Annotated in this window: 27 protein-coding genes, 4 tRNA genes and 2 riboswitches; of the genes, 20 read left to right on the top strand and 11 right to left on the bottom strand. The window is 61.0% G+C overall.

The genetic code is table 11. The features are described from left to right. Nucleotides 1-36: 36 nt before the first annotated feature. From ACX80B_RS10610 to ACX80B_RS10595, 4 genes are all read right to left on the bottom strand, one after another. Complete coding sequence (locus tag ACX80B_RS10610; protein WP_459295847.1) at nucleotides 37-771, bottom strand: SDR family oxidoreductase; 735 nt, start codon at nucleotides 769-771, stop codon at nucleotides 37-39. Beyond that, entirely contained in the window at nucleotides 768-2135 is a 1368-nt protein-coding gene (locus ACX80B_RS10605) for a DUF6421 family protein (protein WP_459296124.1), read from the bottom strand. Before ACX80B_RS10605 ends, ACX80B_RS10610 begins: the two co-directional genes overlap by 4 nt. A 188-nt stretch (nucleotides 2136-2323) precedes the next feature. Continuing rightward, nucleotides 2324-2785, bottom strand: a complete 462-nt coding sequence (gene msrB, locus ACX80B_RS10600; RefSeq protein WP_459295845.1) for a peptide-methionine (R)-S-oxide reductase MsrB — start codon at nucleotides 2783-2785, stop codon at nucleotides 2324-2326. Between the two features lie 14 nt (nucleotides 2786-2799). After that, nucleotides 2800-3291, bottom strand: coding sequence for a hypothetical protein (locus ACX80B_RS10595; protein ID WP_459295843.1), 492 nt, complete (start codon nucleotides 3289-3291; stop codon nucleotides 2800-2802). Between the two features lie 75 nt (nucleotides 3292-3366). Here ACX80B_RS10595 and ACX80B_RS10590 point away from each other — a divergent pair, with 75 nt between their 5' ends. Continuing rightward, nucleotides 3367-4677: an alpha/beta hydrolase family protein gene (locus ACX80B_RS10590; RefSeq protein WP_459295841.1), complete on the top strand. Its 1311-nt coding sequence runs from the start codon at nucleotides 3367-3369 to the stop codon at nucleotides 4675-4677. Here the strand turns inward: ACX80B_RS10590 and ACX80B_RS10585 are convergent. Together ACX80B_RS10585 and ACX80B_RS10580 are read right to left on the bottom strand one after the other, a co-directional pair. Further along, nucleotides 4640-5095: a SufE family protein gene (locus tag ACX80B_RS10585; RefSeq protein ID WP_459295839.1), complete on the bottom strand. Its 456-nt coding sequence runs from the start codon at nucleotides 5093-5095 to the stop codon at nucleotides 4640-4642. The genes ACX80B_RS10590 and ACX80B_RS10585 overlap by 38 nt on opposite strands. A 21-nt stretch (nucleotides 5096-5116) precedes the next feature. Then, on the bottom strand, nucleotides 5117-6019 hold the full coding sequence (locus tag ACX80B_RS10580) for a sulfurtransferase (protein WP_459295837.1): 903 nt from the start codon (nucleotides 6017-6019) through the stop codon (nucleotides 5117-5119). A 186-nt stretch (nucleotides 6020-6205) separates the two neighbouring features. On the opposite strand from ACX80B_RS10580, the gene zapE reads away from it, so the two are divergent. Continuing rightward, nucleotides 6206-7243 (top strand): cell division protein ZapE, encoded by a 1038-nt coding sequence (zapE, locus tag ACX80B_RS10575; RefSeq protein WP_459295835.1) that lies wholly within the window; start codon nucleotides 6206-6208, stop codon nucleotides 7241-7243. Nucleotides 7244-7333: 90 nt separating this feature from the next. Here the strand turns inward: zapE and ACX80B_RS10570 are convergent, their stop codons facing one another. After that, entirely contained in the window at nucleotides 7334-7585 is a 252-nt protein-coding gene (locus ACX80B_RS10570) for an antitoxin (RefSeq protein ID WP_459295833.1), read from the bottom strand. Between the two features lie 175 nt (nucleotides 7586-7760). Next, nucleotides 7761-7823, top strand: a riboswitch (guanidine-III (ykkC-III) riboswitch). Between the two features lie 11 nt (nucleotides 7824-7834). Between ACX80B_RS10570 and ACX80B_RS10565 the strand changes: the two genes are divergently transcribed. After that, nucleotides 7835-8149: a DMT family transporter gene (locus ACX80B_RS10565; RefSeq protein ID WP_459295832.1), complete on the top strand. Its 315-nt coding sequence runs from the start codon at nucleotides 7835-7837 to the stop codon at nucleotides 8147-8149. A 40-nt stretch (nucleotides 8150-8189) separates the two neighbouring features. Here ACX80B_RS10565 and ACX80B_RS10560 read toward each other — a convergent pair. The 3 genes from ACX80B_RS10560 to ACX80B_RS10550 form a co-directional block, all read right to left on the bottom strand. Further along, nucleotides 8190-8264 (bottom strand) — tRNA-Val (locus ACX80B_RS10560). Between the two features lie 13 nt (nucleotides 8265-8277). Then, nucleotides 8278-8348: transfer RNA gene (locus tag ACX80B_RS10555), tRNA-Cys, on the bottom strand. 70 nt (nucleotides 8349-8418) lie between these two features. Continuing rightward, a tRNA-Gly gene (locus ACX80B_RS10550) sits at nucleotides 8419-8490 on the bottom strand. Between the two features lie 245 nt (nucleotides 8491-8735). On the opposite strand from ACX80B_RS10550, the gene ACX80B_RS10545 reads away from it, so the two are divergent. From ACX80B_RS10545 to hisF, 17 genes are all read left to right on the top strand, one after another. Continuing rightward, nucleotides 8736-8807, top strand: a tRNA-Val gene (locus tag ACX80B_RS10545). Between the two features lie 218 nt (nucleotides 8808-9025). Beyond that, the gene (betT, locus tag ACX80B_RS10540) at nucleotides 9026-11152 is read left to right on the top strand and encodes a choline BCCT transporter BetT (protein ID WP_459295830.1); all 2127 of its coding nucleotides are present in this window, start codon (nucleotides 9026-9028) and stop codon (nucleotides 11150-11152) included. An 81-nt stretch (nucleotides 11153-11233) separates the two neighbouring features. After that, the gene (locus tag ACX80B_RS10535) at nucleotides 11234-12712 is read left to right on the top strand and encodes an aldehyde dehydrogenase family protein (protein WP_459295828.1); all 1479 of its coding nucleotides are present in this window, start codon (nucleotides 11234-11236) and stop codon (nucleotides 12710-12712) included. Nucleotides 12713-12781: 69 nt separating this feature from the next. After that, on the top strand, nucleotides 12782-14341 hold the full coding sequence (locus tag ACX80B_RS10530; protein WP_459295826.1) for a GMC family oxidoreductase: 1560 nt from the start codon (nucleotides 12782-12784) through the stop codon (nucleotides 14339-14341). A 90-nt stretch (nucleotides 14342-14431) separates the two neighbouring features. Next, on the top strand, nucleotides 14432-15325 hold the full coding sequence (locus ACX80B_RS10525) for a cytochrome (protein WP_459295824.1): 894 nt from the start codon (nucleotides 14432-14434) through the stop codon (nucleotides 15323-15325). An 87-nt stretch (nucleotides 15326-15412) separates the two neighbouring features. After that, nucleotides 15413-15967: a peptide deformylase gene (def, locus tag ACX80B_RS10520; RefSeq protein WP_459295822.1), complete on the top strand. Its 555-nt coding sequence runs from the start codon at nucleotides 15413-15415 to the stop codon at nucleotides 15965-15967. Further along, the gene (gene fmt, locus ACX80B_RS10515) at nucleotides 15964-16890 is read left to right on the top strand and encodes a methionyl-tRNA formyltransferase (protein WP_459295820.1); all 927 of its coding nucleotides are present in this window, start codon (nucleotides 15964-15966) and stop codon (nucleotides 16888-16890) included. Before def ends, fmt begins: the two co-directional genes overlap by 4 nt. Then, nucleotides 16887-18500 carry an RsmB/NOP family class I SAM-dependent RNA methyltransferase gene (locus ACX80B_RS10510; RefSeq protein WP_459295818.1) on the top strand — a complete coding sequence of 538 codons (1614 nt, stop codon included), beginning with the start codon at nucleotides 16887-16889 and terminating at the stop codon, nucleotides 18498-18500. The genes fmt and ACX80B_RS10510 overlap by 4 nt, the downstream gene beginning before the upstream one ends. A 35-nt stretch (nucleotides 18501-18535) precedes the next feature. Continuing rightward, nucleotides 18536-19216, top strand: coding sequence for a ribulose-phosphate 3-epimerase (rpe, locus tag ACX80B_RS10505; protein WP_459295816.1), 681 nt, complete (start codon nucleotides 18536-18538; stop codon nucleotides 19214-19216). Between the two features lie 10 nt (nucleotides 19217-19226). Next, nucleotides 19227-19392: riboswitch (FMN riboswitch) on the top strand. A gap of 164 nt (nucleotides 19393-19556) precedes the next feature. Beyond that, nucleotides 19557-20633, top strand: coding sequence for a bifunctional diaminohydroxyphosphoribosylaminopyrimidine deaminase/5-amino-6-(5-phosphoribosylamino)uracil reductase RibD (gene ribD, locus ACX80B_RS10500; protein WP_459295814.1), 1077 nt, complete (start codon nucleotides 19557-19559; stop codon nucleotides 20631-20633). Between the two features lie 20 nt (nucleotides 20634-20653). Further along, on the top strand, nucleotides 20654-21283 hold the full coding sequence (locus ACX80B_RS10495; protein WP_459295812.1) for a riboflavin synthase: 630 nt from the start codon (nucleotides 20654-20656) through the stop codon (nucleotides 21281-21283). Further along, entirely contained in the window at nucleotides 21280-21969 is a 690-nt protein-coding gene (ribB, locus tag ACX80B_RS10490) for a 3,4-dihydroxy-2-butanone-4-phosphate synthase (RefSeq protein WP_459295810.1), read from the top strand. The genes ACX80B_RS10495 and ribB overlap by 4 nt, the downstream gene beginning before the upstream one ends. Further along, a complete protein-coding gene (gene ribA / locus ACX80B_RS10485) occupies nucleotides 21962-22705 on the top strand; it encodes a GTP cyclohydrolase II (RefSeq protein WP_459295808.1) in 744 nt (247 codons plus the stop codon). Before ribB ends, ribA begins: the two co-directional genes overlap by 8 nt. Beyond that, complete coding sequence (gene ribH / locus ACX80B_RS10480) at nucleotides 22702-23187, top strand: 6,7-dimethyl-8-ribityllumazine synthase (protein ID WP_459295806.1); 486 nt, start codon at nucleotides 22702-22704, stop codon at nucleotides 23185-23187. The genes ribA and ribH overlap by 4 nt, the downstream gene beginning before the upstream one ends. A 50-nt stretch (nucleotides 23188-23237) precedes the next feature. Next, nucleotides 23238-23501, top strand: coding sequence for a phosphoribosyl-ATP diphosphatase (locus ACX80B_RS10475; protein ID WP_459296122.1), 264 nt, complete (start codon nucleotides 23238-23240; stop codon nucleotides 23499-23501). Nucleotides 23502-23574: 73 nt separating this feature from the next. Continuing rightward, nucleotides 23575-24420: an ATP phosphoribosyltransferase gene (hisG, locus tag ACX80B_RS10470; protein ID WP_459295804.1), complete on the top strand. Its 846-nt coding sequence runs from the start codon at nucleotides 23575-23577 to the stop codon at nucleotides 24418-24420. 12 nt (nucleotides 24421-24432) lie between these two features. After that, nucleotides 24433-25200, top strand: a complete 768-nt coding sequence (gene hisF / locus ACX80B_RS10465) for an imidazole glycerol phosphate synthase subunit HisF (RefSeq protein WP_459295802.1) — start codon at nucleotides 24433-24435, stop codon at nucleotides 25198-25200. On the opposite strand, the gene ACX80B_RS10460 is transcribed toward hisF, so the two are convergent. Further along, nucleotides 25197-25841 carry a TIGR03085 family metal-binding protein gene (locus ACX80B_RS10460; RefSeq protein WP_459296120.1) on the bottom strand — a complete coding sequence of 215 codons (645 nt, stop codon included), beginning with the start codon at nucleotides 25839-25841 and terminating at the stop codon, nucleotides 25197-25199. The two genes, hisF and ACX80B_RS10460, sit on opposite strands and share 4 nt — an antisense overlap. Between the last annotated feature and the right edge of the window lie 24 nt (nucleotides 25842-25865).

Here is a 25865-nt window from a genome sequence, read left to right as displayed (position 1 = left end):
ACCATTCCAGTATCGCGCATTTGCCCGCGGCACCGATCAATTATTGAGCGGGATGCGGGTTCCATTGGCCGTGGCGGCGTCGGCAGTCATGAATTCCACGAAGGCTTCTCCGAGTTGGCGAACGTCCGTGTAGCCGGCGAAGGCCCGTTCCGGATTCGCCTCCCGCATCGTGTCGTCGACGAGGGCCTTGATGATGAAGGCCGCTGCGGCGGCGCGCTGCGGCTCGGGATCCTCTTTACGGCCCGACTGTGCCCGCCGGAACCCATCGGCGACGGCCATGGTCCAGGCCTCGGCCGCGGCCTTGGCTGCGGAGTAATTGGCGCCCGACGCCGTTGGCTTGGCCGCCGCCGTCGAGGAGACGATGGCCATTCTCCCGGCATCCGAGGCCAGCAAATCCGGATAGAACGTGCGGCTGGTATTGCGCAGGGTGGTGAAGACGTGGCTGTGCAGGAAGTCCCAGTCTTCATCGCTCTGGCCGGGAATTCCGTTACCGCCGCGCCACCCTCCAACGAGGTGGATCAATCCGTCGATGGGACCTGAGTCATTGTGGAGCTGTGCGGCAAATGAGTCGACCTCTTCGGCGTCGGACAGATTGCAAACATAACCCGTAACCCCCTCCGCGACAGCGCTAAGCCGGTGCAACCTGTCGGGGTTGGTTCCCACCGCGATGACCGAGGCGCCTGCTTCGCTCAAAGCCGCCGCCGTGGCAGCGCCGGAGGGGCTGGTTGCCCCGGCGATCAGGACCGTGGGGTTATCTGCCAGTACTGTCACGCAATGTCCTTCGTCATGCCGGTGATGCCGGCGGTGGATTCAATCACTTCCTTCATCTTACGGTTCAACGCCTCATAGAACATCGACAGGGGGAACTCGTCATCGAGGACCTGGTCAGTCAGTCCCCGTGGCGGACCATCGAGTGGCAGGGAGTCCGGTCCCTTCGCCCAAACGGAAGCCGGATTCGGCGTCAGCGTTCCGGTGATCATTTCATAAGCCGCCAACCAGTGTGCCGTTTTGGGACGATCTATGGAACGCCAGTACAGGTCTTCGATCTGCTGACCGAGCGCAATGACAACGTTGGGCACCTCGTCCCAATCTATGGTCATCTTCCCGTCCGTCCAGTGCAGGACGTGGTGCTGGTGCATCCAGGCAAACAGCAACTGCCCGCCCAGGCCGTCGTAGTTGCGCACCCGGTTTCCGGTAATCGCAAAACGGAAAATCCGATCGAAGATAACGGCATACTGCACCCGCTTCGCATACCCACGGGTTTCTGCCGTGGCCTGACTGTCATGCTCAAGGCGGACCGACTCACGGAAGGCCGTCAGGTCGCACCGCAATTCTTCCAGGGAGTAGAGGAAGTAGGGCATGCGCTGTTTAATCATGAAGGGGTCGAAGGGCAGATCTCCACGCATATGGGTGCGGTCATGAATCAGATCCCACATGACGAAGGTCTTCTCCATCGTCGACTGATCCTCCAGCAGCAGCGCCGCATCATCCGGAAGTTCGAGTGAAGTGATTTCCGCCGCTGTACGCACGACCTTGCGGAAGCGGGCTGCTTCACGGTCTGCAAAGATGGCGCCCCAGTTGAATTTCGGCGTTTGGCGCACCGCAACCGTCTCCGGGAACAGCACAGCCGAATTTGTGTCGTAGCCGGATGTGAAATCGAGGAAACGGATCGGGACAAACAGTTTGTTGGAGTAACTGCCTTCTTCCAGCGCGGAAATGAATTCCGGCCAGATGACCTCCACCAGCACGGCCTCAACCAGCCGCTCGGAACTGCCGTTCTGGGTATACATCGGGAAGACGACCAGGTGCTTGAGTCCGTCGGTCCGGTTTAGCTGCGGTTGGAAGGCCGTCAGAGAATCGAGAAAATCGGGTTCGGGAAATCCAGTATCTGCCCAGCGCCGAAAATCTGTGACCACTGCCGAGAGGTACTTCTCGTCGTGGCTGAATTCAGGAGCGAGTTCCTGGATGCCCGAGACAATGTCCTGCACACAGGCGGCCGCCTGTACGTGGTCCGTCCGTTCGGGTACGGACCCGTCCTTAATCTGCAGCGACTGAAGCGTTGCCGCCGCGGCTTTAATACGCTGCCAAGCAGGGTGTGCAGCAGGATTTTCCGGCCCGGTGCCGGACGGACTCATTACCGGAGTGGTTTCAGTCATCGTTGACTCGCTTTCTCATCGCAGGGTGAAAAACCGTGGTTTCAGGGGTCTGCTCGAAGCGTATCAAAGAATCAGGAATACTTACCTAAAAGTGACTCCAAAGTAAGTAACTCTTGTGCTCAAGTGTCATTTCCTCCGGTCAGGGATCAGTACTTGATGAGCTGGGCTTACTTGACCTGGGTGTCGCCGGCGGAATCATCGGTAACCAAGCGCATGGAAACCGAGTTGATGCAGTAGCGCTGGTCCGTCGGTGTGTCGTAGCCTTCGCCCTCGAATACATGGCCAAGGTGGGAATCGCACTGTCCGCAGCGCACCTCAATACGTTCCATGCCCATGGCACGGTCGCGGATGTAGCGGACGCGCTCTTCGGCCAACGGCGCAAAAAAGGATGGCCAGCCACAGTGCGAGTCAAACTTCTCGTTACTGGTGAAGAGTTCTGCCCCGCAGGCACGGCACTGATAAACGCCCTTGGTATGGCTGTTCCAGTATTCGCCGGTGAAGGGTCGTTCGGTACCTGCCTGGCGCAGGACCGCGAACTCTTCGGGAGTCAGTTCCTCACGCCACTGTTCATCGCTCTTCTGAACGGGGGTCTGCTGTAGGTACGATTTCGAGTTTTGGTTCGTGTCCATGCCGTGTATAACGCTCAGGAGTCGCCGATGTATCCCGATCCTGAGTAGAGATGCAACACAGGAAGTCCCAACTCGTCCTGAGCCTTGCTGGCCCAATCGGTATGGAAGGTATCTTCCACTGCGTGCGGCCGCGTAATGACAATTGCTTCCCGAGCATCGAGCTCATGGACCTTGTCCACCAGCGCCTGCACGGCATTCGCACCGACGACGTGGCCCTCGGCATCGATTCCGGCCGTGCGGAGTGCCTCAAGAGAAACCTTCAGGGTCGCGTCGGCCTTGAGCCTGCTCTTGTCCGCATCAGGTTGCTTGGCGGCAAGGTCACGGAAGGCCTGACCAATGTTCAATAAACTCACTTGATCGACGAAATCCACGATCAGGTGCCGCTCGGTATCTGAAGGAACGAGTAAAATGAAACGCCGATCAGCCCCGGCGTGGAAAGATTCCAGATTACGGACGTCGGCCTCGACCAGCGGTTCTTCTGTCAATACAACAATGGAATCAGTCATGGGCATAGCCTAATGCCTGATTGGTGTTCGCCGAAGGTCCTCGACGCACCCGGGTCCGCCAGCCAGAATGGAATCATGCTGCGTATGTTGACGTCCCTGGGCAACCGCCGTGATGCACCCTCGCCGTTACCCGGGCAGCTACAGGGAACCGGCAGCAGCGCGTGGAAACTTGTCGGCTCGGGTGCAGCGATTGGTGCCGGTTTAACTTCCGTTGTCCTGGCCGGTTCCTCGGTCCTGGCAACTTACTTCGCCCGCAGGGTGGTTACGCCTCTCCGGTTCCGTGAAGAAGACTTATCCATCCTGGCTGTTACCGGAATGGAAGATGAACGCCGGGTGGTTTTGCCGGCGAACGAGGACACCACGGTGGAAGGTACGTACTCGCTGTACTTCGACGGTGGAAGGGGCCATGCCCGGATCGGGAAAGTCCGTTCCTATGCACCCGGTGAGGATACCGTCCTTCGGGATGTGGAGGAGGTGTACAGCGGAGACCTCACTAAGGCCATCCGCGGCTGGTGGAGCGGAGCTGTGTATCCGCATCCCGCCTACCTGGGACTGGAATGGGCGGACGCTTATGTCCCGGTGGACGGCGGCAGCGCGCCGGCCTGGCTGATTCCTTCACCCGGGGAAGGCACCTCCCGGACCTGGGCAATCATGGTCCACGGCCGCGGCGTGACCCGAACAGAGGGATTACGGGCCGCCCTGACAACGGCAGAGCTTGGTCTAACGAGCCTGCTGATTTCCTACCGGAACGACGGCGAGGCTCCGGCCGCTGACGACGGGCGCTATGGTCTCGGCATGACGGAGTGGCGTGATGTCGAGGCCGCCATGGAGTATGCATTCACGAAAGGGGCCAGGGACGTGGTTCTTTTTGGTTGGTCGATGGGCGGAGCAATCAGTCTGCAGACAGCCGACTTGTCGAGGCACCGGCATCTGATCCGCGCCCTTGTCCTGGACGGTCCGGTCATCAACTGGATCGATGTGTTGGCTCACCAAGCCAAGCTGAACTATATCCCCGCGGCAGTAGGGCGACTGGGACAATTGCTCCTAAGCCATCCATGGGGCCGGTCGCTGACCGGTCTCGGTGCCCCCGTAAACCTGAAAAGCATGAACTGGGTGGAGCGGTCGGCCCAACTCGAGACACCAACGCTGATCATTCACAGCAGTGCCGACGAATTCGTGCCCTCCGGTCCTTCAAAACAGTTGTCGCTCAATAATCCAGATCTGGTCAGCTTCGTCGAATTTCCGATGGCGCGGCACACCAAGGAATGGAACGTGGATCCTCAACGATGGGACCGGACAATCCAGGACTGGCTGGCACCGCTGTTGGACAGCCAATACTTTCCGCAGCCTAAGCGACGGCTTGGGCCTCCGAAACCTTCCGCTTAATCCTTCCCAGCATGGCCGACATTCCCCGCATGCGAAGTGGGGTAATGGCCCGGGTGAGTCCCAGCCTGTCGGGAACGTCGTCGGGCACTGCGAGAATTTCTTCCGGACTCAACCCGTCCAGTCCTTCCGCCAGTACAGCCGCGAAACCCCGTGTCGTGGGTGCCTCCGGCGGTGCGGAGAAGAACAGATGTACGATCCGTTTCGGATCTTCCTGCAGTTCCACGGCGAGGAACAGGGGAGTCTGGCATTCGACAACCTGTTCAAGCAGTTCAGGATGGTCGGCCAGATGTTCGGGCAGCTGTGGCAGTTCCCGGGAGAATTCCAGCAACAGCTGCAGCCGGTCCGGCTCCTCAAGCGCCTGGAAGTCCTCGACGATTTCAGCCAGCTGCGCAGGAAGTCCGGCGGTCGACTCAGTCATGATTTTCACCTTCCACGGGCCTCAATGGGAAGCAGGTGCTTCTCCTGGCGCTTCGCCCTTCACGATCGGAACCCGCACAGCGTTGCCCCATTCTGTCCACGAACCGTCGTAGTTGCGCACATTCTCAAAACCGAGGAGGTGCTTCAGCACGAACCAGGTGTGGCTTGAACGTTCGCCGATGCGGCAGTAGGCGACGACGTCGTCACCATCCTTGAGACCTGCATCGTTGTGGTAAATGTCCTCCAGCTGCGTCCGGTCCTTGAACGTTCCGTCTTCGGCCGCGGCTCTGCCCCAGGGGACGGACGCAGCGCTGGGGATATGACCTCCGCGCAGCGCTCCTTCTTCCGGGTAAGCCGGCATGGTGGTCCGGACACCGGTGTATTCCTCCGGCGAACGTACATCGATCAGCGGCTTGCCGAAGTGCTTCAGAACATCGTCCTTGAAGGCCCGGATCGGTGCATCGTTGCGTTCTATGACCGGGTACTCGGACTTGTCCACCCGCGTCGTGGCGGTTGTGATTCCGCGACCCTCGGCTATCCACTTATCCCGGCCGCCGTCGAGAAGCCGGACGTCCTCATGCCCGAAGAGGGTGAAGACCCACAATGCGTAAGCCGCCCACCAGTTGCTTTTGTCTCCGTAGATGATGACGGTGCTGTCGCGGCTGATGCCTTTGGCCGACATCAGAGCGGCGAAGCCTTCGCCATCCACATAGTCACGGGTGTCCGCATCATTCAGATCGGTGTGCCAGTCGACCTTGACCGCACCGGGGATGTGTCCGGTTTCATAAAGCAGGATATCCTCATCTGATTCGACCACCACGAGGCCTTCGTCGTCGAGATGATCCGCCAGCCACTGAGTGCTGACCAGCCGCTCGGGATGGGCATATGCTGAAAATTTATCGTTGGTTTCTGCAGAAACTGGCACAGTATGTAGCCTTCCGGTTGATAACAGGTCCTCTCCCAAGCCTAACGATGATGCCGGCCCAAAACTTCCAGCCAGGTCATCGGAGGCCACAAAGCGAGGGCGAAGGGCAGCCCTCGTTGGCGTATCGTGGCGGTGTCACAAATTTTCGCCGTGCCCGGCGGGTGCAGAACAGAATGGAACAGCGTCTTGGCAACTATTGAGAATCTGACCACGCGTACGCCGAGCGTTTCCGTGGATGAGTTGTTGGACGGTTTTTATCCATCACCACGGTTTGCCGGTGTCTCTTTTTCCAGTTACCGGCCGGATCCCGCCCAGCCTTCCCAAGCACATGCAGTGAAGGAACTGGAGAAGTTTGCCGACACGGTAGCGCAGCCAGAACCGTCCGGATTCCGCAAATTGTTCGGCGCCAAGAAACCGGATGGACCGGCAGGGATATACCTGGACGGCGGATTCGGAGTGGGGAAGACCCACCTTCTCGCATCACTCTGGCACGCCTCTCCGGGGCCTAAGGCATTCGGTACCTTCGTTGAATATACGAATCTGGTCGGCGCGCTGTCCTTCCGGAAAACCGTCGATTCGCTCAGCAGCTACGAGCTGGTCTGCATTGATGAGTTTGAACTGGACGATCCCGGTGACACCGTCCTTATGTCGCGTTTCATGCGCGAATTGGCCGATGCGGGCGTCAAGCTCGCAGCGACCTCGAATACTTTGCCCGGCTCTCTCGGAGAAGGCCGGTTTGCTGCTGTGGACTTCCAGCGGGAAATCCAGGTGCTTGCCGATCAGTTTGAAGTAATCCGGATTGACGGGGAGGACTACCGGCACCGCGGTTTGGCTGAAGCGCCGGAACCACTTGCAGAAGACGAACTGGAAGCGGGCATCGAGGAACACTTCACGGATGACACTGTCGCTCTGGACGACTTCCCTGAGTTGTTGCGTCATCTGTCCGGCGTGCATCCGAGCCGGTACCGCCAGATGCTCGACGGAATCGATGCGGTGGCCTGGCGGGACGTGCGCACCATTGAAGAGCAGGCAGTTGCTCTGCGGTTCGTGGTCCTTGCGGATCGGCTGTATGACAAGGATGTGCCCATTATCGCCAGTGGGGTCCCGTTCGACCGGTTGTTCACCGAAGAAATGACGGCCGGCGGTTACATGAAGAAGTACCACCGCGCGGTGTCCCGACTGACTGCCTTGGTCCGCGAGGGCCAGAAGGGCGAAGCTTCCTAGCTAAAAACCGGCCGCCGCTGGGAGTCCGTTAAGCGGAAAGCGCTGGTGCTGCCCAGAGGCAGAACCAGCGCTTCCTGACGTTCTTAGGTCTTATTGGCCGGGTGCCGGACCGGAAGTTCCGTCGGTCGAATCACCGCGGTTGGCGTTTTTCTCCACGATTCCTGAGGCTTTTTCCCGGACACCGTCGATTTTCCCGGCATATTTGCCGCCCGACTTACGATCCGCGAAATCACCTGCTTTTTGGATGCCGTTTTGGATCTTGCCCTCATGCTGTCCAATGAGGTCCGTGGCCTTGCCCTTCAGCCCGGAGGCCTTGCCTTTGAAGTCATCAAAAACAGACACGGACACCTCCCTTCGTTCCAGGGAGCCAATTTGCTCCCTCCCGTAACTATCTTATGCCCGCTGCCGGCACGCGCCAAGAGTTCGCCCTCTCACGCAGCGGCAGAGACTGAGCCCCACAGCGGCGGAACGGCCGACGGCGATTATTGTCGCCGCCGAATCTGCTGTGGGATAATCCAGGGAGCCATTCAGGCCCCCGGACGAGGCTCGCCGTACCCGGACAGCGACAAGACGGCGTCAGGAGTGATCGATATGGCATGGATAATTCTGGTGGTCTCCGGCATCCTGGAGGCCGTCTGGGCAACAGCGTTGGGCAAGTCGGAAGGGTTCACCAAGCTGGGCCCTTCCGTCGTCTTTGTCATTGGGCTCATCCTAAGCATGGCTGGACTGGCTTGGGCGATGAGAACGCTTCCCGTCGGCACCTCATATGCGGTATGGGTGGGAATCGGAGCGGTGCTGACCGTCGCGTACGCGATGATCTTTGATGGTGAACCGGCATCGGTCATCAAGGTCCTGTTGCTGTTGGGAATCGTCGGCTGCGTTATCGGCCTAAAAGTTATTCACTGACAACAAAAAAAGCAGTCCCGGCGGGGACTGCTTTTTTCTTTGGTGGGCGATACTGGGATCGAACCAGTGACCTCTTCCGTGTCAGGGAAGCGCGCTACCGCTGCGCCAATCGCCCATAATGCAAACCGAGGTGGGGACGGGATTCGAACCCGCGTACGCGGCTTTGCAGGCCGCTGCCTCGCCTCTCGGCCACCCCACCGTGTACGTAATAACCTCTGAATTGAAGTTCTTCAATCACCGAAACCGATTACGCCCAACAGTGACCTGCGAGCGGACGACGGGATTCGAACCCGCGACCCTCACCTTGGCAAGGTGATGCTCTACCACTGAGCCACGTCCGCATGGGGAACACATGAAATCCGCATGAAATCCGGGGGATTCGAAGCGATGTTTTCTGCGTGTTCCTGCGAGTAAAAACTCTATAGGACGAGTTCCTATTCATCAAATCGGGCTTCCGAATGCCGTGTTTTCGGGGTTTTCACGCAGATTCCGTTCGTTTTTGGTTCTGCTGGTCGTGTTCCGATAGCATTTAGAGCATCGGCGGAATGTCCGGCTATTGGCTGGCGTTCTCCGCTCTCCCGCAAGGGGGCGATTGGCGCAGTGGTAGCGCGCTTCGTTCACACCGAAGAGGTCACTGGTTCGAACCCAGTATCGCCCACCCTCTTAATTACTATGCTGCGGGACGGCGGATTCAGCGCCCGATGTAGATGACCACCCGCGCAATTGACACCCGCTTCTCGGCGCCCTGTATTGGTTGCCTTAGGCCCTTGTCTTATGTCTACAGCGGGACAAAGATTGGATGCACCATTGCCGAGGACTTTTCATCGAGAAGTCCGGCATATCTGTGTGCTGACACACAAGCCGTAAGGAACTGTGATGAGCGAAACGAAGGACGTGGATTCGGGCCCGGCAGAAGGGGAGCCTGGCGAGGCTGGGGCAGCCAGATACCCAGTGAAGGACAGTGCGCTCAACCCGGTGGTGTTCTTCGGGTCGGCCGCTCTTATTCTGGCTTTATCGTTGTGGGCAATGATCGCGCCAGATTCAGCCGAAGCGGTTATAGGCGGTGTCGTCGGCTGGATCTCGTCGAGTTTCGGTTGGTATTACTTCTTGGCCGCGACGATTTTCGTGGTTTTCGTCGTTTTTATCGCCGCGTCGAAATACGGCAGCATCAAATTGGGGCCGGAGCAGGCGAAACCGCAGTTTAACCTCTTTACGTGGACAGCGATGTTGTTCGCGGCAGGCATCGGTATCGACCTGATGTTCTTTTCCGTCTCAGAACCGGTCAGCCAGTACCTGTCGCCGCCCGTCGGCGAAGGCAGTTCCGTGGAGGCAGCGCGGATGGCAGTTTTCTGGACATTATTCCATTACGGCATCACCGGGTGGGCCATGTACGCCCTGATGGGGATGGCGCTGGGTTACTTCGCTTACCGGCACAACCTTCCATTGAGCATCCGCTCTGCGCTGTATCCCATCATCGGCAAACGCATCTGGGGCCCGGTTGGAGACGGTGTCGAGATCGCCGCTGTTCTGGGCACTATCTTCGGCATTGCAACGTCCCTGGGTATCGGCGTCGTACAACTCAACTACGGCTTAAGCTTCATGTTCGGCGTGGAGGAGAATGTCGGCTGGCAGATTGCTTTAATTGCCCTGGCTGTGGTGATGGCAACGGTATCCGTGGTCTCCGGCGTCGAGAAAGGCATCCGGCGGCTTTCGGAGCTCAACATCGTTCTTGCCATTGGGCTGATGCTCTTCATCCTCATCAGTGGGCGGACAGGTTTCCTGCTCAACGCCATGATGATGAATATCGGCGACTATGCCAGTAACTTCCTGGACATGACACTGAATACGTTCGCGTTTGAAGCTCCGACTGCGTGGCTGAACGGTTGGACGCTGTTCTTCTGGGCTTGGTGGATCGCATGGGCGCCCTTCGTGGGACTGTTCCTGGCCCGGATTTCACGTGGCCGGTCAATCCGCCAATTCGTCACCGGCGTGATGATCATCCCGTTCGCCTTTATCCTGATTTGGATTTCCATTTTCGGAAACAGCGCGCTGAGCATTGTCATGAGCGGCGGAACCGAGTTCGGCGAGATCGCGGCAAATTCACCAGAGCGGGCGTTCTACACAATGCTCGACCAGTATCCGGGTATCGCCTTCAGCGCCGCGATCGCCACGTTCACCGGCTTGCTCTTCTACGTGACTTCCGCCGACTCCGGGGCGTTGGTGATGTCGAACTTCACGTCGAAGACTCGTCACCCGGCAGCAGATGGAGCGAAGTGGCTTCGCGTGTTCTGGGCTGCAGCCACCGGGCTGCTGACGCTTGCGATGCTGATTGTGGGCGGCGTAACGACCTTGCAGAACGCAACGATCATTATGGGGTTGCCATTCTCCTTCGTGATGTTCTTTGTCATGATCGGGCTCTACAAATCGCTGCGGGTTGAGGGCCACCGGTTTGAGAGCCACCGGCTCAGCCAGGCAGGCAATGCCGCAGCAAGGGTAAACACACCGGAACGTTCGGAGCAGCGTAACTGGCGGCAGCGGCTTGCCCGGTCAATGTCCTATCCGGGACGGCGGCAAACCGTTCGATACATGGATGACGTCTGCCGGCCCGCCCTGACAGAGGTATCTGAGGAACTGCGCGGACAGGGCCTCGACGTCGACTACACCGAAGGCGTGGTTGAAGCCACTGGACTGGACCGGATCAGCCTCACAGTCAAACTGGCGGGAACCTCGGACTTCACCTACCAGCTCTGGCCGGGGGAATTCCAGACACCGTCGTTCGCCACGCGGATGCAGACCAGTGACGACAAGTATTACCGTGTGGAGGTCTACCTGACAGAAGGATCACAGGGCTACGATGTCACCGGCTTTACCAAGGAGCAGATCATCAGCGACATCCTTGATCAATATGAAAGCCACCTGCACTTCCTCCATCTGCAACGAGAGCACCGGGCCGCTGCCGACAGCCCGGACGAAATTCCGCCCTCCAATACGAATCCCGGGTAATAGAAGCCAGTATGGACGTCCGGAGTTCCGGCCTTTCCATGGCAACGTTCAAAGAGCAATTCCAATTCAAGGAGGATCTCAGTGACTGCACCTGCATCATTGTTTATCGACGGCGCGTGGGCTCCGTCAAGCACCGGCGAGACCCGCGAAGTCCGCTGCCCTGCCGATGGTGAGCTGATCGATACAGTCTCGGAGGCCTCCACCGAGGATGTCCACCGGGCGATTGCCGCTGCCCGTGTCTCCTTTGACACAGGCCCATGGCGCTATCTGCCGGCGGCCGAGCGCGGGGATGTGCTCCTCACGACGGCGGCCATCCTTCGCGAGCGGAGCGACGAATTTGCGACGGCGGAGTCGAAGGACACCGGCAAACGTTTTGTCGAAAGCAAAATCGATATGGAGGACATCGCCAGCTGCTTTACCTACTTCGGAAAGCTGGCCGGGCAGGACGCCGGACGAATGGTCGACGCCGGAAGCCCCGACGTCGTCAGCCGGATCATTTACGAACCTGTAGGCGTCTGCGGCCTGATTGCACCCTGGAACTATCCGCTGTTACAGGCGTCCTGGAAGGTTGCTCCCGCCTTGGCCGCTGGGAACTCCTTCATTCTCAAGCCGAGTGAGTTGACGCCGCATACGTCTATGCTGCTGATGGACGTGTTGACCGAGGCAGGAGTTCCCGCCGGGGTGGCCAACCTGGTCCTGGGGGCCGGCGCCGTGGCAGGTGCTCCGCTGTCCGAGCACCGTGACATTGACATGGTTTCATTCACCGGCGGACTGGTCACAGGACGACGGATTGCGGCGAGTGCCGCTCCAACCGTGAAGAAAATCGCACTTGAGCTGGGCGGGAAGAATCCCAACGTCATTTTCGCCGACGCCGATTTCGATGCCGCCGTCGACAATGCGCTCAATGGTGGTTTCGTGGATTCAGGACAGGTGTGCTCGGCCGGAGCGCGGATCATTGTCGAAGAATCCATCCACGACAAGTTCGTCGATGCGCTCGTGGAGCGGGCGAGGAACATAAAACTTGGCGGTCCCTTCGACGACACGGCAGAGTCCGGCCCGCTTATTTCCGCCGAACACCGGGACAAAGTCACCGAGTATGTCCGCAAGGGGGTCGCCGAAGGTGCGGAGCTCCGGTGCGGTGGTGCATGGGGAGAGGGAGAGCTCAAGAACGGCTACTATTACCTGCCCACGGTGCTCGATAATGTGCGGCGCGGCATGTCCGTCGTCGTTGATGAAGGATTTGGGCCGGTTGTCACCGTGGAGACCTTCCGCACCGAGGATGAGGCCGTCGAAACGGCCAACGATACCGACTACGGGCTCGCCGGAGCCGTGTGGACCCAGGACGCAGGCAAGAGCCAGCGTGTCGCCCAGCGGCTGCGCCACGGCACCATCTGGATCAACGACTACCACCCGTATCTGCCGCAGGCCGAATGGGGCGGTTTCGGCCACTCCGGTTTCGGCCGTGAACTTGGGCAGATGGGCCTGGGCGAGTACCAGGAAGCGAAGCATATTTATCACAATCTTCGCCCCGCCGTCACGGGATGGTTTCCAGAAAAATAGCACCAGCTCCGGTCGGCGGCCGGGCAACAGGTATGACGGCAATGGACCACGATAAGGAGTGGATGTCTGATGAGCGGAACGGAATTTGACTACGTGGTTATCGGGGGTGGATCGGCCGGCGCTGCCGTGGCGGCACGGTTGAGTGAGGACCCCGATGTTGAAGTCGCATTGGTTGAGGCGGGTCCCTCCGACCTCGGCGACGACGTGATTCTGCGCGTTACCCGGTGGATGGAGTTGCTTGAATCGGGCTATGACTGGGATTACCCCATTGAGCCGCAGGAGAATGGCAACTCCTTCATGCGGCATGCGCGGGCAAAGGTCCTGGGCGGCTGCTCGTCACACAACTCCTGTATCGCCTTCTGGGCGCCCCGGGAAGACCTGGACGATTGGGAAAAGATGGGAGCTGCGGGCTGGGGATCGGAAGCTACCTATCCGTTGTTCCAACAGCTGGAAAACAATGACCAGGATGGCGAACACCACGGCCATGAAGGACCGGTCCGGATCAGGCAGATTCCCGATGCAGATCCGTGCGGTGTTGCCCTGCTGGATGCCTGCGGGAGCACCGGAATTCCACGCGTCCAGTTCAACGACGGCGTTACAGTCACCAATGGAGCGAACTTCTTCCAGATCAATGTGCGCGAAGATGGGGTGCGCTCGTCGTCGTCCGTCTCCTACCTGCATCCTGTGCTGGACCGGCCCAACCTAACGCTGCTGACCGGCAACCGTGCTAAAAAGCTGAATTTCGACGACGACAACAGGTGCACCGGCGTCGACGTCGAAGATGCGGATATGTTCCACACGACCACCGTGTCGGCACGCCAGGAAGTCATTGTCTCGGCAGGCGCGATCGATTCCCCCAAGCTCCTGATGCTGTCCGGTATCGGTCCGGCGGAACATTTGCAAGAGGTGGGCATCCAGGTGCGGGTGGATTCACCCGGCGTCGGTTCCCATCTGCAGGACCATCCTGAGGGCGTAATCCAGTGGGAAGCTAAACAGCCGATGGTCACCGAGTCGACGCAGTGGTGGGAAATCGGCATCTTCACCACCACAGAGGAGGGACTGGACCGCCCGGATCTGATGTTCCACTACGGTTCGGTGCCGTTCGACATGCATACCGTGCGCTGGGGGTATCCGAGCACCGAAAATGGCTTCTGCCTCACACCCAATGTGACTCATGCACGCTCCCGCGGCACCGTCCGGCTGCGCACCATGGATTACCGCGACAAGCCGCTCGTGGATCCGAAGTATTTCACCGATCCCCACGACATGCGGGTGATGGTCGCCGGTATCAAACTCGCGCGGAAAATCGTCTCGCAGCCCGGCATGTCCGAATGGGCGGGGGAGGAGCTGTACCCGGGCCAGGATGTGCAGACGGACGAGCAGATCCAGGAGTACATCAGCAAGACACACAACACCGTTTATCACCCCGCCGGCACAGTTCGGATGGGTGCCCCCGACAACGACGCCTCGCCGCTGGATCCCGAGCTTCGGGTCAAGGGGGTCAGCGGGCTGCGTGTGGCTGATGCTTCCGTAATGCCTGAGCTGACCACGGTGAATCCAAACATCACAACGATGATGATCGGCGAAAAGTGTGCCCGGATGTTGAAGTCGGCGCGTATTGGCAGCTAGGGAAGCGTGACAACGCAGGACGTAGAGTGCAAGGCGGACGGGTTAACGAGCCAATTAAAAAATGTCGGTGCGCGGTGCCAAACTGGAATCATGACTGAACCAGCATTGGCCGAGAGCACAGCACAATATGGCCGGATGTACCGCCGCTCTTTGACGGACCCTGTCTCGGTGCCGTCCATTACGACTGTGATTTCCCAGCAGCCGCATGGTCTCGACGGTTGGTTCGGGCACATGGCAGCCACCAGTCTTGCCAATGATGCCCGGTTGCCGGGTGCTTTGGGCAACCCGGCCGAGATGCGCACGCTGCTGCGGGATGCTTGCCAGGCCTCGGAGCTGTTCCGGGATTCGGCCGCCCTAAGAGGCGACAGGGTGCACACCTACTGCGAGCAGGTGGCCCTTCGGGCAATGGGACGTGACCACCGGATGGCCGAAGCCCGTGATGAGCTTGCCCGGAACGGCGAGGAAAAGTTCGCGGCCAGGTTCGATGAATGGTGGGAGCACTATCAGGTTGAACCGATTGCCGCGGAAATTACCGTGTGGAACCACAGTGTTGGCTATGCCGGAACGCTCGACCTGGTCGCCCGCGTGGGAGGCCGCGTCTGCCTCATTGATTACAAGACCAAAGGCACCGACCGCGACGGCCTGGTCAAGTCAATGGATGACAAGGTGGTGATGCAGCTGGTCGCTGGAATGAAAGCCGAAGAATCACTGGTCGATGCCACCCAGGGGCAGTGGGAGCCGTGGCAATATGGAGAAAACCCACTGCTGCTGGGCGTCGCCGTTGGCGAAACCGAAGTCCGTCCCATGCGGGCCAACCCAGAGGTGCTGAAGTATCACTGGTATAAGTTCTGTTCCCTGCGCCGGGTATGGGAAACTTCAGCCCACAGCGCCGAGGCCGGACGTGCTCTGTTGCCGATCGGCCCGCCACCTTCACGAAGGCCCGACGCTGATGCGGTCCCGGCTTCCAGTGGTACTGCCTCGTAACGGGCTGTCACTAAACTTGGTTATGCTGGCCGCAGTGCCAGCCGCCCTTTATCTGCCTGCCCCAGCGCGGAAAGCGAGAAAAGTCCGATGGCAATCCTGAGCATTCGCCTCATTGGAGACCCGGTGCTCCGGACCCAATCCGAGCCGGTGACGGATTTCGGAGCCGGACTCCGGAAGCTCATAGCCGACATGGAAGAGACCATGCACGACGTCGATGGTGCTGGCTTGGCGGCTCCACAAGTTGGGGTGAATCTGCGCATCTTTACATACTCTGCGGGTGGAGAAAGCGGCCATGTTGTGAATCCTGTGCTTGAGGTTGGAGACCAGGACCAGGAAGGTTCCGAGGGATGTTTGTCGGTTCCGGGACTGGGGTTTCCCACACCGCGCAAGGAATGGGCGCGGGTCACCGGGCAAAACCAGGACGGAGAGCCGGTAACGATTGAAGGCACAGGCGTGCTGGCACGTGCCCTTCAACATGAGACGGATCACCTGAATGGGATTCTCTACATTAACCGGCTCATCGGCGACGAGCGCAGGGCCGCTATGCGTTCCATCCGCGACCGCGGTTATGAAGGCCTGTCAGCTTCCACGCGCCAGCAACGGGAACGGAATGTCGGAAGCAGTTTCCGGGTGAATTCATGAGGCTCATCTTTGCGGGCACGCCCGCCGTGGCCGTCCCGTCTCTGGACGCAGTTCTTGCCGCCGGACACGAAGTCATGGCGGTCCTGACGCGTCCGGATGCTCCGGTCGGGCGTCGCCGGGTCCTGACACCTTCCGCTGTCGCCCAGCGTGCCGCCGAACTTGATATCGAGGTAATCCACGCCTCCAGGATCGATGCGGACATTACAGAAAAGCTGGCGTCCTTTGACGCGGACGCAGCAGCAATCGTCGCCTATGGGGCACTGATTCCAGCGGCTGCGCTAACGATCCCAGCGCACGGCTGGGTTAACCTGCATTTTTCACTCCTGCCGGCCTGGCGCGGCGCCGCGCCCGTGCAGCATGCCATTATCCATGGAGACGAAATCACTGGGGCTTCGACATTCCGGTTGGAAACCGGGCTGGACACGGGCCCTGTTTTCGGCAGGCTGACCGAGGAGATACGACCCGGCTATACATCGGGAATCCTGCTGGAACGGTTGTCCCACAGTGGAGCTGTGCTCCTGCAACAGACACTTGCCGCCCTGGAGGCTGGAGATGCGGCGCCCGTTCCACAATCGGGAGAAGTCTCCATGGCGCCGAAACTCACGATTGAGGATGCACGGATCGACTGGAGCCAGCCTGCATTGGCTGTCGACCGGAGAATCAGGGGTGTATCACCCGAACCAGGGGCTTGGACGACCCTCGACGGCCAACGGTTCAAATTGGGGCCGGTCGCGCTTGAGCACAGTGTCGACAGTCTCGGCCCCGGCCGGATCCGTTTGACGGCCGACAAGAAAAGCGTTGTGGCCGGTACGGGCTCGCATAATGTCCGGTTGCATATTGTGCAGCCGGCAGGCAGGAAATCCATGGCCGCCGCCGACTGGATGCGGGGAATGGACCACCAGGAAGACGTGATGTTTGTATGAGCCCGCGGGATGAAGAGCGAAGCCCCCGTCGACATGGCGCCCAGAGTGGAAAGCCGCAACGGCGGAATGCCAAGGGCAGAGAGCGGAACAGGCCGGCGGCCTCAAGCCATACGCAATCAGCGCCGTCGCAACGGACGAGGAAGGCCGATCCCGCACGGCTTGCGGCATTCGAGGTTCTTCGCGCCGTTGCGGAGGAGGACGCGTATGCAAATCTTGTTCTCCCCGCCCGGATCCGGGAGAACCGTCTGGACAAGCGCGGAGCCGGGTTTGCCACCGAACTCGCCTATGGCGCGCTTCGCGGGCAGGGCACCTATGACGCCATCCTCGCCGAATGCGTTGACAGGCCGCTGGCGAAGCTGGACCCCGCCATCCTTGACGCCTTGCGGATCGGCGCACATCAGCTTCTGGCCATGCGGGTGCCTCCACATGCCGCCCTCGACCAAACTGTCGGCCTGGCCAGGGCCGTCATAGGTGCCGGACCGGCCACCCTCATTAATGCCGTGTTAAGGCGGGTTACTGCTAAAGACCTTCCCGCCTGGCTGGATCAAATCACATCGGCAGTAACGGATCCGACCAAGTCATCGGCCCTGCGGCACAGCCATCCTGAATGGGTGGTACGTGCGTTGCGGCAGTCTTTGGTGGTGCACGGACGTGATGCAGCGGAGATTGAGCAGCTCCTCGCCGCCAACAATGCAGCGCCCGTGGTGAATCTTGTTGCGCTGCCCGGTATCGGGGATCTTGCCGAGGCACTGGAGGCGGGCGGGCGCCCCGGCGCGCTCGTCGAGGGCTCGGCTTTGTACTCCGAGGGAGATGTTGGACGCCTGTCCAGCGTGCGCGAAGGCACCACCCGCGTCCAGGACGCCGGGTCCCAGCTTGTTGCCAGAGCGCTGACCGTCGCCTCAACAGCGCCGGCCGGTGCTCGGCGGGCAGATGGGCACAAAGCGGAGAACGGCGATGGTCCCAAAGCGGCCGGCGAGGTGTCCGGCGGGGCCGATGACGGCTCCGGCAAGGCTGGCGAAAAGTGGCTGGATCTATGTGCCGGACCGGGTGGCAAAGCGGCCCTGCTGGCGTCCCTGGCGGCCCAGCGGGATGCGACGCTGCTTGCAAATGAACCCGCACCGCACCGGGCAAAACTCGTCCGCCAGGCCTTGTCGCCGATTCCTGCCGGCATCTGGGACGTCCGCGTGGAGGACGGCAGGAGCATTGGCGAGGAATTTCCGGAACACTTCGACCGAGTCCTGGTGGATGCCCCATGCACGGGGCTGGGGGCGCTGCGCCGCCGGCCGGAAGCGCGGTGGCGCCGTAAGCCCTCGGACCTGGCGGATCTGGGTCCGCTCCAGCGGGGCCTTCTGCAGGCAGCCCTCGACGCCGCCCGCCCGGGCGGAATTGTCGCCTATGCGACCTGTTCGCCGCACCCCGCTGAAACCACCGCCGTCGTCACCGACGTTCTGAACAAACGGGACGACGCCGAACTCATTGATGCGGGCGGGACGCTGGACAAGGCAAGCCTGTCGGGAGGGCTCAATGCGGGAGCCGGTATGACCGCACAATTGTGGCCGCACATTCACCAGACCGATGCCATGTTCCTGGCGCTGATCCGGAAAACCTAGCCAAGAAGCCGGCAAGACCGCCTAGAGAGGGCAGTATGCGCACCTGTTGCATCAATCCAAGTATTCTTTCCGCTGATTTCGTCAACCTCGAGGCGGAGCTGGCGCGGGTCAGCGCGGCGGACGCTGTGCACGTTGACGTGATGGACAACCACTTTGTTCCCAACCTGACCATAGGCCTTCCGGTGGTGGAGAGGATCCAGCAGGTTTCCTCACGCCCGCTGGATGCGCATTTGATGATTTCAGAAGTGGACCGGTGGGCTCCGTCCTTCGCCGAGGCGGGGCTGGAATCGGTGACCTTCCACCTTGAGGCCTCCGCCGCTCCAGTGAAGCTGGCCAGGGAGTTGCGGGCGCGGGGGAGCAAGGCAGGGATGGCGTTGCGGCCGGCGACTCCGGTCGAGTCGTGCCTGGATATGCTTGCCGAATTGGATCTGTTACTCCTTATGACTGTCGAGCCCGGCTTCGGTGGTCAGGAGTTCCTGGACATCATGTTGCCCAAAATCCGGAAGGCCAGGGCTGCTGTGGATGGTGCCGGAGTCGACGTTGCTATCCAAGTGGATGGCGGGATCAACGCGGAAACCATCGGCAGAGCGGCGGAGGCGGGCGCGAACATTTTCGTGGCTGGTTCGGCAGTTTATGGCGCCGAAGATCCGAATACCGCCGTCGAACACCTCCGCCAAGCGGCCCAACGGGCGCACAACGGCTCCGATATGGAATAATCGAATCCGTACACGTGCTCCGGGGTCGGTGTAAGTCCGAACCGGCGGTTATAGTCCGCGACCCGTTTGATGTTCGATGCCAGCTTTCCCACCGGGAAGTGGCGGAGGACAGAGAGCGGCTGAACTGGTGAAATTCCGGTACCGACAGTTAAAGTCTGGATGGGAGAAGCACGTACAGCGTTGCCCGCAACGCGCAGGTCCCTGTCGGGGCTTCCGCGCTGCAGCGCCGCAACAGCTGTCGCAACCCCGGAGCCGCCGAAGCGGACGAGGGGAAGGAACGCCAGATGTCGCAGTGTCGACGGCGGCCCGATGAGGTCATGTCCTCCGGACGGACCAGGGCATGAAACTCAAAGGCGTGGAAACATACCAGAGCCGGAGTTTCAGCGACCCGGAACGCCAGGCTATGGCGGCTGCCCTGGAGCTCGCTTCCCGCGGAGTCCGGGGCGCAAATCCGCTCGTTGGAGCAGTCATTCTGGACTCCACAGGCACCGTGCTCGGGACTGGATACCACCGGGGTGCAGGCACTCCTCATGCTGAACGGGACGCCATTGCCGACGCCGGGAATCGCGGCAGCAAAATCGAAGGTGCGACGATGGTCGTCACGCTTGAGCCGTGTAATCATACCGGACGGACTTTGCCGTGCACGGACGCCATAATCGAGGCCCGAATCTCCCGGATTATCTATGCCGTTCATGACATCAGCCACACTGCAGCGGGCGGATCGGAGACCCTGCGGAACGCCGGAATCGAAGTTGAGTCCGGCCTGCTGGAGGATGAAGCCGCCAGGCTGAACCGGAGGTGGCTCGACGCCGTTGCCAAAGCCAGACCCTTTACTACCCTGCGGATGGCGCAAACCCTGGATGGGCAGATCGCCGCATCGGATGGCACCAGCCAGTGGATATCCGGTCCCGAGTCACGCCGCGACAGCCATCAGTTGAGGTCACGGGCTGACGCCATCCTGGTTGGCACCGGAACGGTACTCGCGGACGACCCTAGACTGACCGCCAGAGACGAGGACGGCGCGCCGGCCGCATCCCAGCCGCTGCGCGTGGTGATGGGGCACCGCGATGTTCCGGCCGGGGCGGCGGTCCGCAATGAAGGCGGTGGCGGATTCGTCCACTATGACAGCCATGATCCGCGCCACGTTGGCGCGGAACTTCACGCGCGCGGCGTCCGCCACCTGATGATCGAGGGTGGATCCAAGGTCTCCAGCGCATTTCTCGCGGAGGGATTGGTCGACGAAATCATTATTTACCTTGCTCCGATGTTTCTCGGGCGGGGAATTCCTGCCCTCGAGGATCTCGGAATCAACTCATTAAGCCAGGCGCAGCATTGGGACTTGGACCCTGTCGGGCGTGGATGTGCGGTACCACTGGGCCGGGATTTGCGGCTGCAGCTGGAACCGGCAAAGCAGTAGATCGGATAGAGAGAGAACACATGTTTACCGGAATTATCGCAGAGCAGGGCAGGGTCGTTGAGGTCAATGTTGATGCGGCAGCGGACAGCGCCGTGCTGGTGCTGCAGGCTCCGCAGAGCAGTAAGGACCTCAGTATTGGCGGCTCCATCGCGGTCAATGGAGTCTGCCTCACTGCAACGGGCGTCGAAGCAGGAATGCTGCACGTGGACGTGATGGGGGAGACTCTCAAGCGCTCCACGACGGGTGGTTTGAAGCCGGGAGACAGCGTAAACCTCGAGCGCTGCGTACAGGCCGGAGAGCGGCTTGATGGCCATGTCGTCCAAGGGCACGTTGATGGTGTCGGGACACTGATTGAACGGGAACGTCAGGCACAGTGGGAACGCCTGCGATTCGCAGTCCCTCAGGATCTCGCCAGGTACATCGCGGAAAAGGGTTCCATTGCCGTCGATGGAGTTTCACTGACAGTTACCGCCGTCAGCGATGCGGCCGACGAAACTCCATGGTTCGAAGTCGGGCTCATTCCAACCACCTTGTCCGAGACAGGACTCGGAGCCAAGGAAGAAGGATCACCGGTCAATATCGAAGTTGACGTCCTGGCCAAGTACACCGAACGGTTGCTGGCCTTCGACGGCGGAAGGCAGCAATCATGAACGTCACAGAAGCCCGCAACAGGCCCGGTCTCGACTCCATCGAGGATGCCATCGCCGCCATTGCCGCCGGCAGGCCGGTGTTGGTGGTCGATAATGAGAACCGCGAGAACGAGGGCGACATCATTTTCGCGGCGCAGTTCGCAACCCGGGAATTGATGGGCTGGACCATCCGCCACAGCTCCGGCGTCGTCTGCGTACCCATGACCGGAGAGCGGGCGGAACTGCTGCAGCTGCCGGCCATGGTTGAGGTGAACCAGGACGCCAAGGGCACCGCCTACACGGTTTCCTGCGATGCGGCTGCTGGAGTGACCACCGGAATCAGCGCCGGCGACCGTGCCCGCACCGCGGCCGTGCTCGCCTCGGCATCGTCGACGGCTGCAGACCTGCACCGGCCCGGGCATATTTTCCCCCTTCGTGCGGTTGAAGGCGGTGTGCTTACACGTCCCGGACACACCGAAGCGGCGGTTGATCTGTGCCGTCTGGCGGGATGCCAGCCGGTTGGTGTGATTGCGGAAGTTGTGCACGATGATGGTGAGATGATGCGGCTGGAAGGTCTGCGCCGGTTCGCACGGGAGCAGAACTGCCTGTTGATTTCGATCGAGGACCTCGCTGCTTTCCGGCGCCGGTCCGAAAGCGGCCGTTTTGGAACACCGGTTGCCGCAGGGGAAAGGAATAATCATGACTGAATCCAGGACTGTGGATCCGGAGGCGGCGCTTCCCCCTGTCAGCGGTGGACCGGAAGTGGAACTGCCGACGGCGTTTGGTAGCTTCCGTGCCCGTGCCTGGACGGACAACGGCACCGGGATCGAACATTTGAGTGTCTCGGCCGATGGCAACAGCGATGACGCTCCCCTGGTCCGGCTGCACTCGGAATGCCTCACCGGAGACGTGATGGGATCGTACCGCTGCGACTGCGGTGAGCAACTGGACATGGCACTGAAGCTGATCCAGGAACACGGCGGAACACTGATTTACCTGCGCGGCCATGAGGGCCGCGGCATTGGCCTGGCCAACAAGCTTCGGGCCTACGCGCTGCAGGAGGCGGGTGCGGACACCGTCGAGGCCAACGAGCAACTTGGACTGCCGGTTGATGCCCGGAACTATCAGGCCGCTGCGCATATCCTGGCCGAACTTGGTCACTCAAATATCCGTCTACTCAGCAATAATCCGGACAAGCTGTCCCGGCTGCTGGAGTATGGAATCGCGGTTCAGGAGATGGTGCCGACACAGGTGCCGGCCCGGATCCAGAATGAACGGTATCTGCTGACCAAACGGGACCGGATGAACCACAAACTGTCGCTGTTGACAGAACTGGACGAAGATCTCAGCGCCGAACTCGAAGCCGCCGCCGAGGCGGACTTCCACATCGATCTGCCAAACCGCCCCGATACCGGCGCGGAAACAACCAAGGGAGCACTATGAGCGGCCACGGGGCCCCGGCCATTGACCTGAAGAACGACGGCGGCGCATCCCGGCTGAAGCTGGCCATTGTTGCCGCCAGCTGGCACACCACCATCATGGACGGACTGCTGGACGGTGCCCGGCGTGCCGCGGAAGAAGCGGGAGTCAGTGAGCCTACTGTGCTGCGGGTGCCGGGGAGTTTCGAACTTTCGGTCGCAGCCGCGCGGCTGGCTCCGCACTTCGATGCCGTCGTCGCCCTCGGCGTCGTTATCCGCGGGGGAACACCGCATTTCGAGTACGTTTGCCAGGCCGCCACAGATGGACTGACCGACGTCACCGTCCGGACCGGGACACCGGTCGGTTTCGGAGTGCTGACCTGCGACGATGAACAGCAGGGCATTGACAGGGCCGGTCTGCCCGGTTCCAAGGAAGACAAGGGACATGAAGCAACGACGGCGGCACTTTCGGCCGCGTTGACACTGGCACCGTGGGAAATGTCATAACGGGTAGCGCGAATCAGCCCCGGGCGGACACACCCGGTACGCTGGAGGATGTGAAAAACTTCGAGACGCTCTTCGCCGAACTCAGCGAAAAAGCCGGAAGCCGTCCCGACGGTTCGCGCACCGTCGCTGAACTCGATTCAGGGGTGCACGGCATCGGGAAGAAGGTCGTCGAGGAGGCTGCCGAGGTCTGGATGGCCGCCGAATACGAGTCAGACGAAGCCGCGGCGGAGGAAATTTCCCAACTGCTGTACCACGTGCAGGTCATGATGATTTCCAAAGGTCTCACCCTCGAGGACGTCTACAAGCATCTGTAGGGAGCGGACGCGCCAGGCGATCCGTTCCCGTTGCCGACGACTCCGACGGACCATCGAGAAGAAAGATTTCACCATGCTGCGAGTAGCTGTTCCCAACAAGGGATCCCTGTCCGAAGCCGCCTCCGCCCTGCTGTCCGAAGCGGGCTACCGCCAACGCCGGGACACCCGCGAGCTTGTGCTCGTGGACCCGGAAAGCGACATCGAATTCTTTTTCCTCCGCCCCCGGGATATCGCCGTGTACGTCGGCGGCGGAACCCTCGACGTCGGGATCACCGGCCGTGACCTCCTGCTCGATGCAGAGGTGGATGCCGTGGAGCTGATGAACCTGGGCTTCGCCGGCTCGACCTTCCGGTTTGCCGGTCCGGTAGGCGAATTCAGCGACCTGTCCCAGCTGAACGGCCGCCGCATCGCCACCAGTTACGACGGATTGCTCCGCCGGTACCTCGCCGACCGCAACATTGACGCTTCCGTCGTCCGCTTGGATGGAGCGGTCGAGTCGGCCGTCCGGCTCGGCGTGGCGGATGCCGTGGCCGACGTTGTCTCCACGGGGACCACTTTGCGTGCATCCGGGCTGGAGACATTCGGTGATCCCATTCTGTATTCCGAGGCCGTGCTGATCGGACGTACCGACTCGGAGCAACCGGCCGGCCTGGACGTGCTGCAGCGCCGGATCCAGGGCGTGCTGGTGGCCCAGCAATACGTGATGATGGACTACGACGTGCATGTTGACCTCGCCGATGCCGCCTGCAACATGACCCCCGGCCTGGAATCGCCGACTGTGTCCCCGCTGCGCGACCGCCAATGGGTTGCGGTGCGTTCGATGGTGCGCCGGCAGGACACGAACAAGATCATGGATGACCTGTATGAGCTCGGGGCGCGCGCGATCCTGGTCAGCAGCATCCACGCCTGCCGTATCTAGGAGGGCAGCGTCGTGAGCGTAGCCATTAGAGTCATTCCCTGCCTGGACGTTGATGCCGGACGGGTGGTCAAAGGCATCAATTTCGCCGGACTGCGGGATGCGGGCGATCCGGTGGAGCTGGCGCACCGTTACGATTCGGCAGGCGCCGACGAGCTGACTTTCCTGGACGTCACAGCCTCCTCCAGCGACAGGGAAACGACCTTCGACATGGTGGCCCGTACCGCCGAAGAGGTCTTCATCCCCCTGACCGTTGGCGGGGGTGTGCGCGGTGTGGCCGAGGTTGACCGGCTGCTCCGGTGCGGTGCGGACAAGGCATCCATCAACACGGCGGCCGTCAATCGTCCCGGGGTGATCGACGAAATCACCTCGCACTTCGGCGCGCAGGTGCTGGTCCTCTCGCTGGACGCCCGCCGGGCGCCGGGACTGACGCCGTCAGGCTTCGAGGTCACCACGCACGGCGGGCGCAGGGGCACCGGGATAGACGCGGTTGCCTGGGCACACGAAGCCGCAGAACGCGGCGTCGGCGAAATACTCCTGAATTCGATCGATGCCGATGGAACCAAGGACGGATTCGACCTGGAGATGATCCGCGCTGTGCGGGCAGCGGTCAAGGTTCCATTGATCGCTTCGGGCGGGGCGGGGGAGCCGGCACATTTTCCCCCGGCGGTGCAGGCCGGAGCGGACGCCGTGCTGGCGGCATCGATCTTCCATTTCGGACCGGTCAGCGCCCTCGCGCAAGTGAAAAAGGCAATTGCCGAGGCAGGGTACCCGGTCCGCTAGTTACCGATTTCTGCGCTGTCCAGCAGCGCCACCGCGTCCGGTTCGCCTTCGAAGGTGACCAACGCGTGCTTGGTCCGCCCGTGGGCGTGCATCAGCAGTTCGCCGGGTTCACCCACAATGGCCACCGATACGGGCGCCCGCTTGGCCACGTGTCGTGGACCGGAAGGACGCACCAGGACGATTCCCAGGTCCACTCCGCGGTAGAGAATGGCTGCCCGCTTGACGAGTTCGTCCCATAACGCCGACGAATATTCCTCGTCCAGCGCCCGCGGAGCCCAGCGCTGCGTTGCCCGCCGGACGTCTTCGGTGTGGACGAAATACTCGATCAGGTTCACGTTCTTGTCCACGACCGGCAGCTTCATCGGGGACAGGGCGGAAGGGCCGGCACGGAACTTCTCCACCAGCTTCGTATATTCGGCACGGGCGCTGGACGCCTCAGCCAGCTTCCGGGTGGCCTTGTCAGTGACTTTCGACAGCGGCTTTGCGACCAGGCCCAATGCGACGGCGGCACGGTGTTCACGAAGATACAGATGCGCCGCCAGATGCTTTGTCTGCCATCCCTCACAGAGCGTGGCCGAACCCGGTCCGGCCGCCAGCAGTGTTTCGGCCAGGACTTCCCGGGACGGTTCAACGAAGTGCATCACTGCTGAAACTAGCATGCAATC

Source organism: Arthrobacter monumenti (assembly GCF_054511255.1).
This window is presented reverse-complemented; position numbering and strand designations above follow the sequence as displayed.

Coding starts and splice junctions, on each gene's coding strand:
- betT (WP_459295830.1), top strand. CDS start 9,026: ATGAGCGAAACGAAGGACGTGGATTCGGGCCCGGCAGAAGGGGAGCCT.
- ACX80B_RS10565 (WP_459295832.1), top strand. CDS start 7,835: ATGGCATGGATAATTCTGGTGGTCTCCGGCATCCTGGAGGCCGTCTGG.
- ribB (WP_459295810.1), top strand. CDS start 21,280: ATGAACGTCACAGAAGCCCGCAACAGGCCCGGTCTCGACTCCATCGAG.
- ACX80B_RS10605 (WP_459296124.1), bottom strand. CDS start 2,135: ATGAGTCCGTCCGGCACCGGGCCGGAAAATCCTGCTGCACACCCTGCT.
- rpe (WP_459295816.1), top strand. CDS start 18,536: ATGCGCACCTGTTGCATCAATCCAAGTATTCTTTCCGCTGATTTCGTC.
- ribH (WP_459295806.1), top strand. CDS start 22,702: ATGAGCGGCCACGGGGCCCCGGCCATTGACCTGAAGAACGACGGCGGC.
- ACX80B_RS10525 (WP_459295824.1), top strand. CDS start 14,432: ATGACTGAACCAGCATTGGCCGAGAGCACAGCACAATATGGCCGGATG.
- ribA (WP_459295808.1), top strand. CDS start 21,962: ATGACTGAATCCAGGACTGTGGATCCGGAGGCGGCGCTTCCCCCTGTC.
- ribD (WP_459295814.1), top strand. CDS start 19,557: ATGAAACTCAAAGGCGTGGAAACATACCAGAGCCGGAGTTTCAGCGAC.
- ACX80B_RS10530 (WP_459295826.1), top strand. CDS start 12,782: ATGAGCGGAACGGAATTTGACTACGTGGTTATCGGGGGTGGATCGGCC.
- fmt (WP_459295820.1), top strand. CDS start 15,964: ATGAGGCTCATCTTTGCGGGCACGCCCGCCGTGGCCGTCCCGTCTCTG.
- ACX80B_RS10590 (WP_459295841.1), top strand. CDS start 3,367: ATGCTGCGTATGTTGACGTCCCTGGGCAACCGCCGTGATGCACCCTCG.
- hisG (WP_459295804.1), top strand. CDS start 23,575: ATGCTGCGAGTAGCTGTTCCCAACAAGGGATCCCTGTCCGAAGCCGCC.
- def (WP_459295822.1), top strand. CDS start 15,413: ATGGCAATCCTGAGCATTCGCCTCATTGGAGACCCGGTGCTCCGGACC.
- ACX80B_RS10585 (WP_459295839.1), bottom strand. CDS start 5,095: ATGACTGAGTCGACCGCCGGACTTCCTGCGCAGCTGGCTGAAATCGTC.
- ACX80B_RS10595 (WP_459295843.1), bottom strand. CDS start 3,291: ATGACTGATTCCATTGTTGTATTGACAGAAGAACCGCTGGTCGAGGCC.
- ACX80B_RS10495 (WP_459295812.1), top strand. CDS start 20,654: ATGTTTACCGGAATTATCGCAGAGCAGGGCAGGGTCGTTGAGGTCAAT.
- ACX80B_RS10510 (WP_459295818.1), top strand. CDS start 16,887: ATGAGCCCGCGGGATGAAGAGCGAAGCCCCCGTCGACATGGCGCCCAG.
- ACX80B_RS10460 (WP_459296120.1), bottom strand. CDS start 25,841: ATGCACTTCGTTGAACCGTCCCGGGAAGTCCTGGCCGAAACACTGCTG.
- msrB (WP_459295845.1), bottom strand. CDS start 2,785: ATGGACACGAACCAAAACTCGAAATCGTACCTACAGCAGACCCCCGTT.